The sequence below is a fragment of the Streptomyces sp. CB02058 genome (genome assembly GCF_001905505.1).
GTDB lineage: Bacteria > Actinomycetota > Actinomycetes > Streptomycetales > Streptomycetaceae > Streptomyces.
In genome coordinates this window covers 429836-445503 of record NZ_LIPG01000004.1, presented here as the reverse complement: position 1 = coordinate 445503, position 15668 = coordinate 429836, and the positions used below count along the sequence as shown (strand labels likewise).

Annotated in this window: 14 protein-coding genes and 1 pseudogene; 6 read left to right on the top strand and 9 right to left on the bottom strand. The window is 72.4% G+C overall.

Annotation, left to right across the window (positions count from 1 at the left end):
* Positions 1-49 precede the first annotated feature (49 nt).
* Together AMK10_RS22585 and AMK10_RS22580 are read right to left on the bottom strand one after the other, a co-directional pair.
* Entirely contained in the window at positions 50-2398 is a 2349-nt protein-coding gene (locus tag AMK10_RS22585) for an ABC transporter permease (RefSeq protein WP_073749721.1), read from the bottom strand.
* A complete protein-coding gene (locus AMK10_RS22580) occupies positions 2395-3102 on the bottom strand; it encodes an ABC transporter ATP-binding protein (protein WP_073749720.1) in 708 nt (235 codons plus the stop codon). Before AMK10_RS22580 ends, AMK10_RS22585 begins: the two co-directional genes overlap by 4 nt.
* A gap of 215 nt (positions 3103-3317) precedes the next feature.
* Between AMK10_RS22580 and AMK10_RS22575 the strand changes: the two genes are divergently transcribed.
* Positions 3318-4610, top strand: a complete 1293-nt coding sequence (locus AMK10_RS22575) for a sensor histidine kinase (protein WP_079180822.1) — start codon at positions 3318-3320, stop codon at positions 4608-4610.
* Positions 4607-5302 carry a response regulator gene (locus AMK10_RS22570; RefSeq protein WP_073749719.1) on the top strand — a complete coding sequence of 232 codons (696 nt, stop codon included), beginning with the start codon at positions 4607-4609 and terminating at the stop codon, positions 5300-5302. The genes AMK10_RS22575 and AMK10_RS22570 overlap by 4 nt, the downstream gene beginning before the upstream one ends.
* Before the next feature lie 42 nt (positions 5303-5344).
* On the opposite strand, the gene AMK10_RS22565 is transcribed toward AMK10_RS22570, so the two are convergent.
* Positions 5345-6310, bottom strand: a complete 966-nt coding sequence (locus tag AMK10_RS22565) for a TauD/TfdA dioxygenase family protein (RefSeq protein WP_073749718.1) — start codon at positions 6308-6310, stop codon at positions 5345-5347.
* Between the two features lie 596 nt (positions 6311-6906).
* On the opposite strand from AMK10_RS22565, the gene AMK10_RS22560 reads away from it, so the two are divergent.
* Complete coding sequence (locus AMK10_RS22560) at positions 6907-8127, top strand: ROK family transcriptional regulator (RefSeq protein ID WP_073749717.1); 1221 nt, start codon at positions 6907-6909, stop codon at positions 8125-8127.
* 15 nt (positions 8128-8142) lie between these two features.
* Here AMK10_RS22560 and AMK10_RS37735 read toward each other — a convergent pair.
* A pseudogene (locus tag AMK10_RS37735) lies at positions 8143-8889 on the bottom strand (IS5 family transposase).
* A gap of 76 nt (positions 8890-8965) precedes the next feature.
* On the opposite strand from AMK10_RS37735, the gene AMK10_RS22545 reads away from it, so the two are divergent.
* Positions 8966-9382, top strand: a complete 417-nt coding sequence (locus AMK10_RS22545; protein ID WP_143194975.1) for a hypothetical protein — start codon at positions 8966-8968, stop codon at positions 9380-9382.
* A gap of 163 nt (positions 9383-9545) precedes the next feature.
* Here AMK10_RS22545 and AMK10_RS22540 read toward each other — a convergent pair whose 3' ends face one another.
* Complete coding sequence (locus AMK10_RS22540) at positions 9546-9788, bottom strand: DUF6411 family protein (protein WP_073749714.1); 243 nt, start codon at positions 9786-9788, stop codon at positions 9546-9548.
* 165 nt (positions 9789-9953) lie between these two features.
* On the opposite strand from AMK10_RS22540, the gene AMK10_RS22535 reads away from it, so the two are divergent.
* Positions 9954-10421 carry a hypothetical protein gene (locus AMK10_RS22535; protein ID WP_241839630.1) on the top strand — a complete coding sequence of 156 codons (468 nt, stop codon included), beginning with the start codon at positions 9954-9956 and terminating at the stop codon, positions 10419-10421.
* A gap of 268 nt (positions 10422-10689) precedes the next feature.
* On the opposite strand, the gene AMK10_RS22530 is transcribed toward AMK10_RS22535, so the two are convergent.
* Positions 10690-11148: a MerR family transcriptional regulator gene (locus AMK10_RS22530; protein ID WP_079180862.1), complete on the bottom strand. Its 459-nt coding sequence runs from the start codon at positions 11146-11148 to the stop codon at positions 10690-10692.
* 80 nt (positions 11149-11228) lie between these two features.
* Here AMK10_RS22530 and AMK10_RS22525 point away from each other — a divergent pair, with 80 nt between their 5' ends.
* Positions 11229-11894, top strand: coding sequence for an SDR family NAD(P)-dependent oxidoreductase (locus AMK10_RS22525; RefSeq protein ID WP_073749712.1), 666 nt, complete (start codon positions 11229-11231; stop codon positions 11892-11894).
* 91 nt (positions 11895-11985) lie between these two features.
* Here the strand turns inward: AMK10_RS22525 and AMK10_RS22520 are convergent, their stop codons facing one another.
* The 3 genes from AMK10_RS22520 to AMK10_RS22510 form a co-directional block, all read right to left on the bottom strand.
* Positions 11986-12525: a MarR family winged helix-turn-helix transcriptional regulator gene (locus tag AMK10_RS22520; RefSeq protein ID WP_073749711.1), complete on the bottom strand. Its 540-nt coding sequence runs from the start codon at positions 12523-12525 to the stop codon at positions 11986-11988.
* Positions 12526-12607: 82 nt separating this feature from the next.
* A complete protein-coding gene (locus tag AMK10_RS22515) occupies positions 12608-13228 on the bottom strand; it encodes an SRPBCC family protein (protein ID WP_073749710.1) in 621 nt (206 codons plus the stop codon).
* Between the two features lie 41 nt (positions 13229-13269).
* The gene (locus tag AMK10_RS22510; protein WP_073749709.1) at positions 13270-15666 is read right to left on the bottom strand and encodes a xanthine dehydrogenase family protein molybdopterin-binding subunit; all 2397 of its coding nucleotides are present in this window, start codon (positions 15664-15666) and stop codon (positions 13270-13272) included.
* Positions 15667-15668 lie beyond the last annotated feature (2 nt).

Sequence of the window (15668 nt, the reverse complement as noted above, 5' to 3'; positions counted from 1 at the left end):
GCCTGTGCCCGAGTGCCTGACCGCCCCCGCACGCCGGCCGCTCCGGCTCCTACTCGGTGCGCAGAGCCGTGGCGGTCCGGGTCCTCGCGGCCCAGCCGGCGGGCAGGAGCGCACCCGTGGTGGCGATGAGCAGGCCGCCCAGGGCGAGCGGGAGCAGTTCGGCCGGGCCGTAGACGGCGATGACCGAGTCGGGCAGCCGGAGCCCCACGCCCTCGCCCATCTCGGGCAGCACCCAGCCGTGCAGGGCCACGCCGAGCGGCACGCCCAGGGCTCCCGCGGCCAGCCCGGTCACCACGACCGAGGTGACGACCATCGCGACGGTCTGCCGGGGCGTCATGCCCAGGGCCTTGTGGATCCCCAGCTCCCGGAAGCGCTCGCGGGTGTCGAGCAGCACGCTGTTGAGCACACCGAGCGCGGCGACGGCGACCAGCATCAGCGTGAGGACCACGGAGAGCGCGTTGAGCGTGACGGCCATGTCACCGCCGGAGCGGAGCCCGCCCTCCTGTGCCGTGGTCCCCAGCGGCGCGAGGTCCTCGTTCAGCGCGTCGACGTAGGCGGACACCCCGGTGCCCGGTGCGACCGCGATGTGATGGCTCGTGTCCGTCAGGTCGGGGTGTGCGGACGCGAGCGTCGCCACGTCGGTGAAGACCTGCATGCCGGCGTTGCGCGGGTCGAGGACCTCGCCGACGATCCGGACCGTGACCGGCTCGGCCAGACCGTTCACCGTGACGGTGTCGCCGACGCGGGTGCCGGTGGTGGCCAGGAAGGGGGTCGGGACCACGGCCTCGCCTGGCCCGTCGATCCAGCGGCCCGAGACCATCGTGTAGCCGCCCCAGGACGCGTCGTGGGTGAAGGCGATCACGTCGACGATGCCGGTCACGCCGGACAGGGTCGCGCGGATGGTCGCTGCGCTGTAGTACCTACCGGTTCCGGGATCGGCCTCGACCGCCGCGGCGACCGCGGCGGGGTCGGCCGCCGGCCGCTTCTCCTCGCCGGGGAGCGGGGGCGCGAAGTCCGGCGGGGGCGCGGGCACGGTGACATCGGCGACATCGTGCGCCCTGGCCTCCATCACCTCGCCGAGCGAGGCGGCCATCCCCACGGTGAACGTGACGGCGACGGTGCCGAACAGCACCGCGGTGCCCATGGCCAGCACCCGGGCGGGCCGTGCGAAGGGCCGGGTCAGGCCCAGTGCGACCGGCTGCGGCAACGGCAGCCGCCCGGCCAGGCGGGCGGCCCACCGCCCGCGCCCCGTCGAGGTGGTGCGCCCGACGGCGAGTGCGTCCACCGTACGAAGGCGCCCGGCCCGCCAGGCACTCGCCCACGCGGTCACCGCCACGAGGCCGAGCGCCCCGCCGGCCACCGTCAGGTCGACCCAGGGGGCGACGGTCAGGGACGAGGAGCCGTAGACCTCCCCGGTCTCCGCCAGCACGGGGACGGCCAGCAGATGGCCGGCCAGGACACCGAGGACCGTGCCGACGGCGGCCGGGACCAGCGCCTGGCCGACGTAGGCCCGTACGACCTGGGCCGGGGTGAAACCGACCGCCTTGAGGATGCCGATCCGGCGGGTCCCCGTGCCGACCGCCGCCGCGACGACGTTGCCGACGACGAGCACCGACATGACGAGGCCGAGCGTCCCGAACGCGACGAGGAACGGGATGTAGACGGCCGTGTCGCGCTCGGCGCTCTTCCTCACGGCCAGCCAGGACTGCTCGCCGACGACGGCCTCCGGCGGCAGGTCCCCGGCCACCGCCTCGCGGCCCGCGGCGATCGCGGCGCCGCTGTCCGCGTCGGCGAAGCGGTAGAGCATCTGGTAGCCGCCGCCCCCGGGAGCGGTGAGCGCCGGCATCTGGGACGGGACCACCCAGGCGTCGGCGGTCCCGGTGACCGACCGGGCCGTCCCGACCACCGTCAGCGCCGGGTCGCCGGGCAGGCCGGTAAGGACGACCTCCGCTCCCAGGACCGGGGCGAGCGGGGCTTTTGCGGACAGGACCAGCTCGCCGGGACGCGCCGGCCACCGCCCGTCGAGCAGCCTCACCTCGTCCACGTCCTCGCCGGGGCCGTCCCGGCCGACCACGGTCATCGGCCAGCCGGGGCTCCGCCCGTCCGGCTCCGGAGTGACCGTCGCCGTACGGAAGGGACCGGCCGCACCGCTCACACCTTCGGCGTCCGCGGACTCCGAAAGCCGCGCGGCGCTCACTTCGGCCGCGTCGAACTCGACGGACAGATGAGCGCCGTGCCGGTCCGCGAAGGCGTCGGAGAACGGCGCGCCGGAGACCACGAGCAGCGATCCGCCGAGGACGGACGCGGCCACCGCCATCATCGTGGCGAGCCCGATCACCAGCGTCTGCACCCGGCGCCTCCCCACCCCCGAACGCACCACCCTGCCGAGCGCACTCATCGGACGCCCTCGGGGGTGACGGCGTCCGACCGGACGTCGTCGGTGATCCGGCCGTCGGCGATCCGGACCGTACGGTTCGTGCAGGACCGGGCCAGAGCGAGATCGTGGGTGACCAGGACGATGGTCTGCCCCTCCGCGTTGAGGCCGGTGAGCAGCCCGGCGACGTCCTGTCCCGCCGCCGTGTCCAGGGCTCCTGTCGGCTCGTCGGCCAAGAGCACCGCGGGCCGGTTCATCAACGCCCGTGCCACCGCCACGCGCTGGCGCTCGCCGCCGGACAGCCGCCCCGGGCAGGAGCGCGCGTGCCGGGCGATGCCGAGCGTCTCGAGGAGTTCCGCCGCCCGGCGGTCCGCCTCCGCGCGGGACACACCCGCCAGCCGCGCGGGCAGGACGACGTTGTCGGCGACGGTCAGATCGTCGAGCAGGTTGAAGAACTGGAAGATCATGCCGATCCTGGACCGCCGGTACAGCGCGGCACCGGCCTCGCCCAGCCGGTCCACCCTCACCCCGTCCACGGTCACGGTCCCGGTGTCCGGCCGGTCCAGGCCCGCGATCAGGTTGAGCAGGGTGGACTTGCCGCTGCCGGAGGGGCCGAGGACCGCGACGGCCTCCCCGGACCGCACCGTGAACGATGCCTCGTGCAGCGCGGGCGGGCCGTCGCCGTAGCGGCGGCCCGCCCCCCGCAGTTCGATCACCGACGTGGTCATGGGGTGGCTCCTCGGGTCCGGGCTGCTGACCTCCCGAACGCTAGGAGCGGGCCCGGCCGTCACGCGTCGCCCGCCCGGACCCCGCGCGGTACCGCACCGGGATGATCCCCGGAGAAGTCATCCCTGCGATGTAGGCGGCTGATGCAGGCGCCGCGCCGGGAACGGTCACGGAGACGGACCCGAACGCCCCGCGCGGTGGCGACAATGAACCGGTGATGAACGTACGTACGGCGTCGACGTGGCTGCAAGAAGCGCTCCGTGACGCCCGGAGTCCGTCGGGCCCGCCCCCGCGGCCCACCCGGCGCGCCAGGCAGTTCGACGCGCTCCTGGCGCTGGTGCTCGGCATCACCACCCTCCACTACGCCGTCGACAACTGGAGGCAGCAGGCGGACGGGCTCCCACCCGGCGTGGTCCGCCATGTGCCGCCCTCCGGTCTCGACGGCCTGACCCTCATGGTGACCCTCGCGTTCGTCGCCTCGGCCGCGCTCGCGCTGCGCCGCCGCTACCCACTCGCCATTCTGTGCGTGGTGACGGCCGCGGCCCTGCTCACCCCGTACGACGTATCGCGGCTCACCTTCTACGCGTTCGTCGTCGCCGTCTACAGCGCCGCCGTCCACAGCCCCTACCGGGTGGCGACCCTGGCGGTGCTGCCGGTGGCGGTCGTGCTGGTCGGAACTGCCGGGAACTCGGTGAGACCGATCGTCCCCAACGAGTACGTCGCGCTGCTGATCCTGGCTCCGATGGCGGTGGCCGCCATCGGGGTGCGCACCTGGAGACTCCGGAGCGACGAGAGCCGCACCCGCCTCTCCGCCCTGGAACACGAGCAGACCGAGGCGCTGCGCCGGGCGGTCGAGCACGAGCGGGCCAGGATCGCCCGCGAACTGCACGACGTCGTCACCCACAACGTCAGCGTGATGATCATCCAGGCCGGTGCCGCGCGCACGGTCATGAAGACCTCTCCCGAGCAGGCCGGGGAGGCGTTGCTGGCCGTCGAGGCCGGCGGGCGGGCGGCCATGACCGAACTGCGTCACGTCATGGGCCTGCTCACCATGGGAGGCGAGGACCACGGCCCGGGCGAGGACGCGGACATGACCGGCACCGACGCGGGGCTGGCCCCGCAGCCCGGCCTCGGGCAGCTGGAGGCACTGGTCGGGCGGGTCCGGGACACCGGGCTGCCGGTCGGCCTCACCGTGACCGGTCCGCCACGCCCTCTCCCGCCGGGCGTGGAGCTCACCGCCTACCGCGTGGTCCAGGAAGCCCTGACCAACAGCGTGAAGCACGCGTCCGGCTCCACCGCCGCGGTGACCGTCGAGTACGGCCGGGAGCGGCTCCGCGTCGAAGTCACCGACACCGGTGGGCACATGGGCGAGAGGGCCCTCTCCGGGAACGGCCGGGGCCTGATCGGCCTGCGCGAGCGTCTCGCCGTCTACGAAGGAACCCTGGACACCGGCCGTCGCCCGACGGGGGGCTACCGTGTGGAAGCCCTGATCCCGCTGGAGGCACCGTGACCGAGCCGCTGCGCGTGCTCCTCGCCGACGACCAGACCCTCGTCCGTACCGGATTCCGGATGATCCTCGGAGCCGACGGCATCGATGTCGTCGCCGAGGCGGCCGACGGAGCCGAAGCGGTCGCAGCGGTCCGCCGCAGCCGGCCGGACGTGGTCCTGATGGACATCCGGATGCCCGGGACGGACGGCCTGGAGGCGACCCGCCGCATCCTCACGGGCGCCCCGGGCGAACCCCGCGTCATCATTCTGACCACCTTCGACCTCGACCGGTACGTCTACGCGGCGCTGGCCGCCGGTGCCAGCGGCTTCCTGCTCAAGGACGTCACCCCCGAACACCTGACCGCGGCCGTGCGTACGGTCCGTACGGGCGACGCCCTCCTGGCACCGGCCATCACGCGCCGGCTCGTGCAGCGGTTCGCCCGGCGCGGCAGCGACACCGATGCCCTCCACCGCGACCTCGCCTCGCTCACCCCGCGCGAACTGGAGGTCCTCGGCCTGCTGGCCCGGGGGCTGAGCAACGCGGAACTCGCCACCCGCCTCCGTCTGGCCGAGGCGACCGTCAAGACCCACGTCGCCCGCATCCTCGGGAAACTCGGCCTGCGCGACCGTGTCCAGGCCGTCATCGTCGCCTACGAGACGGGGCTGGTCAGTGTCGGCGGACGCGAGGCCGCCGGCCCCGCCGAGCAGCCCTGAGCCGCTGCGGCGGGGCGCCGGCGGACGGAGCCGCCCGCTCCCTCAGGCGTTCGACCTCTCCGGGGCCTCGGCCGTCGACGCTCCGGAAGCGATGCCGAACGAGGGGTCCGGCACCTCCTCGGGGCTGATCAGCGCGGAGGAACGGCCGTCCACGCCGACGGGGACGTCGCCGTCGATGGTGACGCGGCGCAGCTTGCGCTCGTGGGCGTCGGAGTCGTCCACGCCGTAGTGCTGGGTGGCACGGTTGTCCCAGATGGCGACGTCGCCGGTCTGCCACTGCCAGCGCACGGTGTTCTCCGGGCGCTCGATGTGGGACTGGAACAGATCGAGCAGCGCGCGGGAGTCGCGGCCGGTCAGTCCGCTGATGCGCTGGACGAAGTTGCCGAGGAGCAGGACGCGTTCGCCGGTCTCGGGGTGGACGCGCACCACCGGGTGCTCGGTGAGGAACTTCGTCGAGGTGAACACCTTCCGGTACTGGGCGAGCGCCTCGGGACGGGCCTCGGGACGCAGTGCCACGTAGTCGTAGTCGTTGGAGTGGACCGCGCGCAGGCCGTCGGCGAGCACCCGCAGCGGCTCGGGCAGACCGGCGTACGCCGCACCGGTGTTGGACCACAGGGTGTTGCCACCGTACGGCGGGATGACGACGGCCCGCAGGATCGAGAAGGCCGGGTAGGCCGGCACGAAGGTCACGTCCGTGTGCCACTGGTTGGCCCGGCCGCCGTGGTCGGAGTCGATGCCGAGGGAGTAACGGCCGTCCGCCGAAGGGACGGTGGGGTGGGCCACCGGGGTGCCGAGCAGCCGGCCGAAGGCCTCGTGGCTGTCCTCGTCCAGGTGGTTCTGGTCCCGGAGGAAGACGACCTTGTGGGCCAGCAGCGCGGCCCGGATCTCGGCGACCGTCGCGGGGTCGAGGTCTCCGCCGAGGCGCACCCCGGAGATGACGGCGCCGAGCCGGCCACCGATCTTCTGGACGGTGACGGTGGAGGCGGGGGCGGTGGTTGCTGAGGACATGAGACGGGATTCCCTTCGGGATTCGAAATCGCCGACGGCCGGCCTTTGATTGATCCTGGAGCGGAATTAATCGGCCGAGTCGGAGGCACATGATGGGGGCGCATGAGGTGCGGGGTGCCGAGGTGCGGCTGAACCGTGGTGCGGAGCGAGGACACCGAGTCGTACGGGACTTGGACGAGTCCTGGGGCGGTCGGATCGAGCCTTCGGGAGGCCGGATCGAGCCGGGGCGGTCTGATCAGGCCGCGGAACAGAGGCCCGGACACGCCACCGCGGTGGTGGGGCGGCCGGCGTGGGCGGGCCGCGCATCGGAAACGGCCGTCGCGAACATGCCCCGGAGACTTCCAGCGCCCCACCGCGGACGTCAAGCACCCGCCCCTGCCCCCGAGCGCGCCGGACGGTGGTTGAATCGGCGCTCGCACCACGTCGGCGCCACCCCGGACGACGCCCCGTCAAACCTGTTTTGAGCTGGGGTTCTTCCCTCGGTCGCGGAGGTGGTGCGCGGCCCGCAGGAGAAGCGGGCACGAGGCCCGGACCGATTTCACGCCGCCGTAATGCTGCGACCGCCGCGCGTCGCAGGACCTTTGAGGAAGGCCACCATGACAGCCGCCCCGCACATCTCCCGGGCGACCGGCGACGGCCGCCGCGAGGCCAACGCCGCCACGGTGCTGCGCACGGTGCTCGACCACGGGCCGGTCGCCCGCCGGACCATCGCCCAGCTCTGCGGGCTCAGTCCGGCCGCCGTCTCCCGGCAGTGCACCGACCTCGTCCGCCTCGGCCTGGTGCGGGAGCTGCCCGGACTGGTGGAGAGCCGCGGTGTGGGCAGGCCCCAGATCCCCATCGACCTGAACACCGGCACCGCCGGGGAGCACGGAACCGCCGGTCCGGTGGCCGGCGGCATCCACATCGGTGTGCCCGTCTCGACGTTCGGGCTGATGGACCTGCGGGGCCGGCTGCTCGCCCGGCGCCACCTCTCGCACGGCGGCCCGGCCGCCGGGGACCTGCCGCGCCGGGTCGCCGACGGGATGCGGGAGTTCCTCGACGACTCGGTCCGGGGCAGGCCGCTGCTGGGGGTGGGCGCCGCCCTCGGCGGCTGGGTCGACCCAGGCCTCGGGACGGCGGTGCGGCACGACGCGCTGGGCTGGCACCACCGCCCGCTGGCCGCCGAACTCGCCCGTGGCCTGGGCGGAACCGAGGTACGGATCGACAACCACGCCCGCGCGATCGCCCAGTCGGAGATCCTCTTCGGCCGGCCCGCGGCCCGTCGCAGCCTGGTCCACCTCTTCGTCGGGAACGTCGTCGACGCTGCCCTCGGAATCGCCGGGGTGGTCCACCAGGGGCCCGGGTCGGGAGCGGGCGACGTGGCCCACCTGCCCGTACCCGACTCCACGACTCCCTGCCCCTGCGGCAGGACCGGGTGCCTGGAGGCGACGGTCTCGAACACCGCGATCGCGCTGACCGCCGCGGGCCTGGGCATCGTGCCCGAGCCGGACGCGTTCCTCGTGGTGGACGCGGCGGCGGCCGGGGACAGGCGCGCGGACCGACTGCTGCGCCGGCGGGCCCGCGCGGTCGGCCGGGCGGTCGCTCTCCTCCTCGACGTCCTCAATCCCGACCTGGTCGTCGTCACCGAGCACTCCAGCCTGCTCAACCCCGCGTACCTGGAGGAGATACGAGGCGCCGCGATCGGCCTCTCCCATGTCTGCGGGGATCCCGAACGCATCGTGAGTCCGCATGCCGGGACGGCCGCCCTACCTGTCGCCGCGGGCACGATCCTGCTGAACCCGCTGTTCAGAAGCCCTCTGACGACCATCGAGCGCTAGGACTTGTCCGGTCGATCAAGTTCGTAGCCAGATGGTGAGGGCTGCCGCGGTCGCGGTGCCGAGGTAGACGTAGCCGCGCTTGTCGTAACGCGTGGCGACCGCCCGGAACTGCTTCAGGCGGTTGATCGCCCGCTCGACCGTGTTGCGCTTCTTGTAGCGGATCTCTGGGCACCCGGATCTTCTCCACGACCGGCTTGGACTGGGTGCAGTCCGCCCGCTGACCTGCAGTGACGATCAGGGACAGCGGACGGCAGCGGCCGTCCGCGCTCAGGTGCAGCTTGCTGGTGAACCCGCCGCGCGAGCGGCCCAGGCCCTCACCTCCAGCACCACCTCCACCAGGCGGGCGACCAGGCTCTGCCACAGCGTCTCGTCCTGGTGCTCCGGGCTTCCGGCCCCCTTTGAGGCAGGGGCCGGCGGTGGGTCGGTGCGGGCGCCGGCCGCATGCTGATGGGCGCGGACGATGGTGGAGTCGACCGAGATGTCCCAGTCGGTCTCGCCAGCCGCGTCGGCTGAGGCCTGGACCTGCTGGAGCAGTCGCTCCCAGGTGCCGTCGGCGGACCAGAGCCGGTGGCGTTCATAGACAGTTTTCCACTGTCCGAACCGTTCGGGCAGGTCACGCCACTGAACGCCGGTTCGCACCCGGTGCAGAATCCCGTCGATCACCTGCCGGTGATCACGCCACCGGCCACAACGCCTGTTGCTGACCGGCAGGAACGGCCGCAGCCGTTCCCATTCGGCATCACTCAGATCACCCCGCCCCATGCCCGCACTAACGCTCCGGCGGCGGAGCAGCCACTCGGTCGGGCTCCCGGGTACCGAGACATGCCAGAATCGGCAGATGGTGCTTGTAGGAGAGTTCTTCCTTGCCGGAGACGACGAGTCAGCAGTGCTGGTAGGACCGCGCAAGAGTCATGATTTTCCTGCCGTGACGTGTGACGGCATCTATCCGGATGACGCAGTTCCGAGGTGGGAAGCTCTGTTGACGGGGGCGGAGAGTCCGCTCCGGCACGTGGTGCCCATGGCCAACGATGGCTTCACTGTCTTCGCTGTTCCGCAGACGCTCTCGACGGCCTTGACCAGTGCAGGAACGGGTCAGCTCAGACGTACCGCTCTCACGTGGGCCGAGACCGTCTCCGAGATGGGCGATGAGTTTGGGCCGGGCAGTGCCGTTGACCTCCTTGAGCGTCTGTCAGCCCTAGCCGTGAGTCGTGCGGAGAGAGGCCTGAACCTGTACTGCTGGTACTTCGCGCCCTGACCTCAGCCCGTCGGCATTCCTGTAGTCGTGATCCCAGCCCTCGCTGGGACAGTGCGAGTGGCTTCTCGCCCCGGCGCACCTGGAGCGATCGGCCGGACAAGTCCTAGGTGTATTGCCCTGTGAGGTCGGGGACGCGGCTGGCGGTGCCGGGCGACGTCCGCCGTCAGAAGGGGAAACGCCTGCGTGCCCGGCGGCCGGCGGAGCCGCTGCTGCCCACGGCCTTGGAGCTGGAGCGGAAGGGCTTGCTGAAGATCCGGCCCAGGGCGCCCGGAGCCTTGCCACCCACACGCGATCCGACCCCCAGGGTCCGCTGCGTGCCGCGTTCGGGGTGGCGGGACAGGCGGGGCACGAAGAACGCGAGGACGGCCAGAACGATACAGACGGCGACTATGCCGACGATCACCATGATGCACTCCCGAGGTCGATGTGATCTGCCGTGTGCCCGGCCGGACGACCGGTATGCGCCGCCGGTACGGGCAGGGCCCGCACGGTGCAGGATGGGTCCGACCGCAGGCATCGGCCGTCGCGGCGCGGGCAGGTGTGAGACATGCTCGGAAGCCACGCACGGCCCGTGACGTACCCGCTCCACAGCCGGTCCCTTCCGGCACCAGGAGCGGCCAGGACCCCCGCACACCACGGCCGCGAGGGCCGACACCGGTTGCCCGGCCACCCCAAGGGGGCCTGGCACCGGCGCGTACTCGCCTACAGGCAGATCGAGTTGGTGCAGTCCTCGGGACGGAGCGCCGACGACCGCTGTCTGCTTCTGGTACTGGTGCGCAAGGTGGTCGGACACGTCGAATTCCGCCTCTGCGACTCCTGCTCGGAGGGGCTCATCACCGAGGTGAGCATCGAGAAGCGCTTCCACCGCAGCGGGCTGGGCACCAGGGCGCTCTCCCACCTCCGGGCCCGGTATCCCGGAGTCGTCTGGCGTACCACGCTCGACCGGCGCGTGACACGCGACCTCATGCGCCGGATGCGGGTCCTGCGGCAGGCGGAGGGCACCCGGTGCTCCCATGGGGGCGACCGGTCGGTCGAGTGATGTCGGGCTGATCGCCCGCGGCCACGCCGGTGATGCTCGGACACGCCTGCGGGCGGAGCAGGTTTCGCCGCGCCGGGCGGGAGTCCGGCCACCTGTGCGTCGCACGCGCGACCCTTCTGAGGGCTGCGTCCGAGCCAGGTGCGCACACTCGGCGGGCTTCCGTTCCTGTGCGCACTCACCGGGGTCAGGGCGGACCACAGCCCTTCGACTCGCTCATCCGGAGGGTCTGCTCCACCGACCCGCGGATGAAGCCCGGCCGGCCCGTCCGTCAATCCGCCGTCCGGCCGGACCCGCGCGGCGCGGCTCCGGTACGCGCGGGGAGCCTCCGGTCCGCAGAGGCGGAGGAGGTGTCCCGCACCGGCTCCTGCCCGTCCCGGGACGCCGTGCCGAGGATGGTGTCCAGGATCGTCCTCGAACTCTCCAGGAGGGCGATCGACTCGGTGACGCGGGCACGTTCGCGCCGAATCACCCCGACGAAGGTCGGGCAGCCGGCCGGCATCTCGAGCTCGCCCTTGCTGTGGACGCAGTGCACCACCTGGGCGATGACCGTGGTGGACAGCCCTGCGGCGAGCAGCGCCCGGACGTGGTTCACCCTCGCGACATCCGTCTCGGCGTAGTCGCGGTAGCCGTTGGCCGACCGGGTGGGCCGGAGCAGTCCCTGCTCCTCGTAGTAGCGCAACAGTCGCCTGCTCACGCCGGTTTCGCTCGCCAGGTCACCGATGCGCACCGGCTTCTCCTTGACCTTCACATGGATGTGACGCCCTACCGTCCTCAGTATCGCTTGTGGCGAAGTGGAGGAGTGCAATCATGTCAGGTGCGGTAATCATCGGGGCGGGGCCCGGGATCGGGCTGGCGGTCGCCCATCGGTTCGCACGGGAGGGCCTGCCGATCACGCTGATCTCGCGGCGTGAACAGCACGTGAAGGACGTGGCCCGCTCGGTGGCCTCCCACGGCGTTCCCGTCGTCGCGGTGCAGGCAGACAGCACCGACCGGGCCGAGCTGGACGCGGCGCTCGACGAGGCTGTCGACAGACATGGCGTTCCGCAGGTCGCCGTGTACAACGCGGCCCTTGTACGAGCGGACGTGCTGGGCGAGTTGTCGGTGCGCGAACACCTGGACGCATGGGCGGTCAACGTCATCGGAGCCGTCAACGCGGCAGCGCGCCTCGTGCCGGCCATGGCGGCCCGCGGGAGCGGCACGTTCCTCGCCACGGGCGGCATGCCGGAACCCAAGCCGCAGTACGTGAGCCTCTCCCTGGGCAAGTCGGGTCTCCGGACGCTGACCACACTGCTCGACCAGCAGTACGGAGCCGCCGGGGTGCATGTGGCCGCTGTCACCGTGGACGGCCCGGTGGCACCCGGCACCGACTTCGACCCCGACCGCATCGCGGAGCACTACTGGCGCCTGCACACACAGCCGCGCCGCCTCTGGACCCGGGAGGTGGTGTACTCCGGGGCCTCGTCGGCGCGTTGACACCCGGGCCCCGTCGTGCGCACCGCGGCGTCGTCGTCAGCCGGCGACTTCCCCGAGCTCCCGGGAGACTCTCCGCGCGCGGGTCCCCGTGCTACTGCGCCGGGTCGGGCCGTTCCCCCTCGGCGTCGAGGATCGAGATCTCCAGCTTGCGCAGCAGCCGGGCGATCTGCCGGCGCTCGGAGGGTGACAGCCCCGCGAGCATCCGGTTCTCGTTGTCGAGGTGCTCGGCGAACGCCGTGTCGACGGTGGCGAGGCCCTTCTCGGTGAGGCGGGAGTACACGACCCTGCGGTCCTGGGTGTCACGCTCACGGACGATGAGGCCGTCCTTCTCCAGGCGGTCGATCCGCAGGGTCACCCCCGCCGACGACACCAGCCCGGAGTCGGCGAGCTGCCCGGCCGTCAGCCGGTAGGGCTCGCCCGACCTGCGCAGCGCGGTCAGGACGTCGAAACCGGCGACCGACAGACCGTGCCGCTCGATGGACTCGGTCAGGCCGGTGCTGTAGCGCAGGAAGGAGCGGTGGAGCCGGGCGAGGACCTCGAGCGGACTCGTGTCCAGCTCCGGCCGCTCACGCGCCCAGTCCTCGATCACCTTCGCCACGGCGTCCTGGTCGCCAGGCCTTGATGCTGCCATCTCATCCCCTCGCACGGCTCCGGCCGGCGTCCCTCCGGCTTCTCACTGCACTGAGAATCTTACCGCTGAGGAGAAAGGTGGATCATCCGCGCGAGCGCCCCCGCAGCGCCCTGATCAGGACGACGGCCACGATCACGGCCGCCGCGGGCACGGCCGCCTTCCTGAGCAGCACCGGCAGCGCTGCCGCGCCGAGGTCCACGGCCTCCGGCTCGGCGGGGTGCGCGCCCGGAGCCGTGAGCCCGGCTCCCTCGACGCCGGGGCCGGGCTCGCGCAGGAGGTCCTCCAGACGTCCGGCGAACTGCTGGACCAGCCGGTCGCCGACCTCGGTCATGATGCCCCGGCCGAACTGCGCGGGGCGGCCGGTGATGTCGAGGTCCGTGCGCACATGGACCCGGGTGCCGTCGGCGCCCGGGGTCAGGGTCGCGGTGACCGTCGCGGACGCGGTGCCCGCGCCCCGGGTCTCGCTGCCGCTGAGGTCGAGGTGCATCGAGCGTGCCGCCTCGTCGCGGGTGACGGTGCCCTCGCCCCGGTAACTCATCTGGACCGCGCCGATCTTGACCTTGACGCGTCCGGTGAACGTGTCACCTTCGAGGGTGTCGAGCACGGCGCCGGGCATACAGGGTGCGACCCGGCCGAGGTCGTGGAAGAGCTTCCAGGCGTCGTCGGGGTCGGCCGGGACGGTGAACGAGTGGTCGAGCTGCATGGTGATTCCATCCTGAGGTTCAGAAGAGCGGTGGTGCGGTGTCAGGCGCCCTGGGCACCCGTGCCCGAGGAGCGGATCAGGTCGCGCACCCGGCTCGGTGAGAGCGGGCCACGGCGCACGATCACGCCGAAGGGGTGCAGGGCGTCCTCGACCGCGTTGGCGAGCAGGGCCTGCGGGGCTATCGCGCCGCCCTCGCCCAGTCCCTTGACGCCGAGGTCGTTCATCGGGCTCGGGGTGTGGAGCTCGTCCATGTCGAGATCGGGGATCTCCGACGAGGTCGGCACCAGGTAGTCCATGTAGGTGCCGGTCCGGGGCTGCCCGTCGGGCCCGTAGACCATCTCCTCGTACAGCGCGCCGCCGATGCCCTGTGCGATACCGCCGGTGACCTGGCCCTCCGCGATCATCGGGTTGACGATGACGCCCGCGTCGTGGACGACGACGTAGTGCAGGATCTCGACGCCGCCGGTGTGCTCGTCGACCTCGACGACGGCCGCGTGCGCCCCGCTCGCGACGGCGAAGCCCGGCGGACGGAAGTGGACGGTCTCGCTGAGCTCCGTGCCGTGCCGTCCGTCGGTGGGCTCGGGTGTGCCGGGCATCGGGGCCCGGCCGGCCAGCTCCGCCAGATCGATCGACGGGCCGCCCGGTTCCTTCGACGAGACCACCCCGTCGCTCAGGTCCAGCGCGTCCGCCGCGACACCGAGGCGGCGCGCCGCGGCGTCGATGATCTTCTCGCGGACCAGCCGGCCGGCCCGGTGGGTGGCGTTGCCCGCGTTGACCAGGGCGCGGCTGGCGATGGTGCCCACGCCGAACGGTGTGGCCTCGGTGTCGCCGCCGGTCACGTCGATGACGTCGACCGGCACCCCGATGGCGTCCGCGGCGATCTGCGCCATCGACGTACGGTGGCCCTGTCCCTGGGAGGGCGCCCCGATGGCGAGACGCACCCGGCCGCTGGCGGCGATGTCGATCCGGGCGGTCTCGAACGGCCCCAGGCCCGTGGCCTCGATGTACATCGCGAAGCCGATGCCGAGGTGCTTGCCGTTCCGGCCTCCCTCGCGCTGCCGGGCGCGCACCCCCTCCACGTCCGCCTTGGCCACGGCGCGGCGCAGGAGCTCGGGGAAGTCCCCGGAGTCGTAGGACTGCGGACTGCCGGAACGGTCCACCAGCCCGGTGGCGTACGGCATCTCGTCCGGACCGACGAGGTTGCGTGCCCTCAGCTCCTCGGGAGCCAGGCCCAGCGCGGCGGCCAGCCTGTCCATCGCGCGTTCCATCGCGAACACCGTCTCCGGCCTGCCCGCGCCCCGGTACGGCGTGGCGAAGGTGGTGTTGGTCAGGACACCGGTCACCTCGATGGCCACGTGCGGCACGCGGTAGGGGCCGAGCAGATGGCAGAGCGAGTTGTACGGCACGACGAGGCCCGTCATGTTGTACGCGCCGAAGTTCACCGTGATCCGGTCGCGTACGCCGACGATGCGGCCGTCGGCGTCCGCGGCGAGCTCGATGTCGTGGATCTGCTCACGGGCGTGCGAGGAGGCGGTGAGGTTCTCGTTGCGGTCCTCGCGCCACAGCACGGGGCGGCCGGTCAGCCGCGCGGCGTGCGGGATCAGGAGCTCCTCGACGTAGAGGATGCCCTTCTGCCCGAAGCCGCCGCCCACGTCGGCGGCGATGACATGGACCGCGTCGGTGGCGAGGCCGAGCGTGTGGGCGATGGCCTCGCGCAGCCGGTGGGGCGTCTGGGTCCCCGACCAGACGGTCAGCCGGCCGCTGTACGGGTCGACCTGGGCCGAGACCGCTCGGGTCTCGATCGGCGAGGCCACGTAGCGGTGCGCCTCGAAGCGCTCGCCGACCACCGTGTGCGCGGAGGAGAAGGCGGCGTCCGGGTCGCCGACGCGTGCGGTGACGGCCACCGCGGTGTTGTCCGGGAGGTCCTCGTGCAGCAGGGGCGCCCGTTCGGTCAGTGCCTCCTCGGGGTCGACGAGCACCGGCAGCGGGGCGTACCGGACGTCGATGAGTTCGAGTGCGTCCTCGGCGAGGTAGCGGTTCTCCGCCAGGACGAGGGCGACGGGCTGGCCTACGTACAGCACCTTCTCCGAGGCGAGCAGCGGCATGGGCGTCATCCGGACCGTCGGGTCCAGGATCCTGGCGAGGCCGGGGGGAGTGCGCAGCTCCTCCTTGTTGAGCATGTGCGGCAGCCCGGCCACGTCGTCGCCGGTCCACACGGCGACGACGCCCGGTGACTCCAGCGCGGCCTTCACATCGACGGACTCGATACGGGCGTGGGCGTGCGGGCTGCGCAGGAAGGCGGCCTCGACGCCTCCGGGGAGGGCGATGTCGTCGACGTAGCGGCCGTTTCCGCGCAGCAGCCTGTCGTCCTCGACGCGTGGGACGGACCGGCCGATCCAGTTGCCGTCCTGCCGTCCGGGGTCTCCATCGTGGGACATGC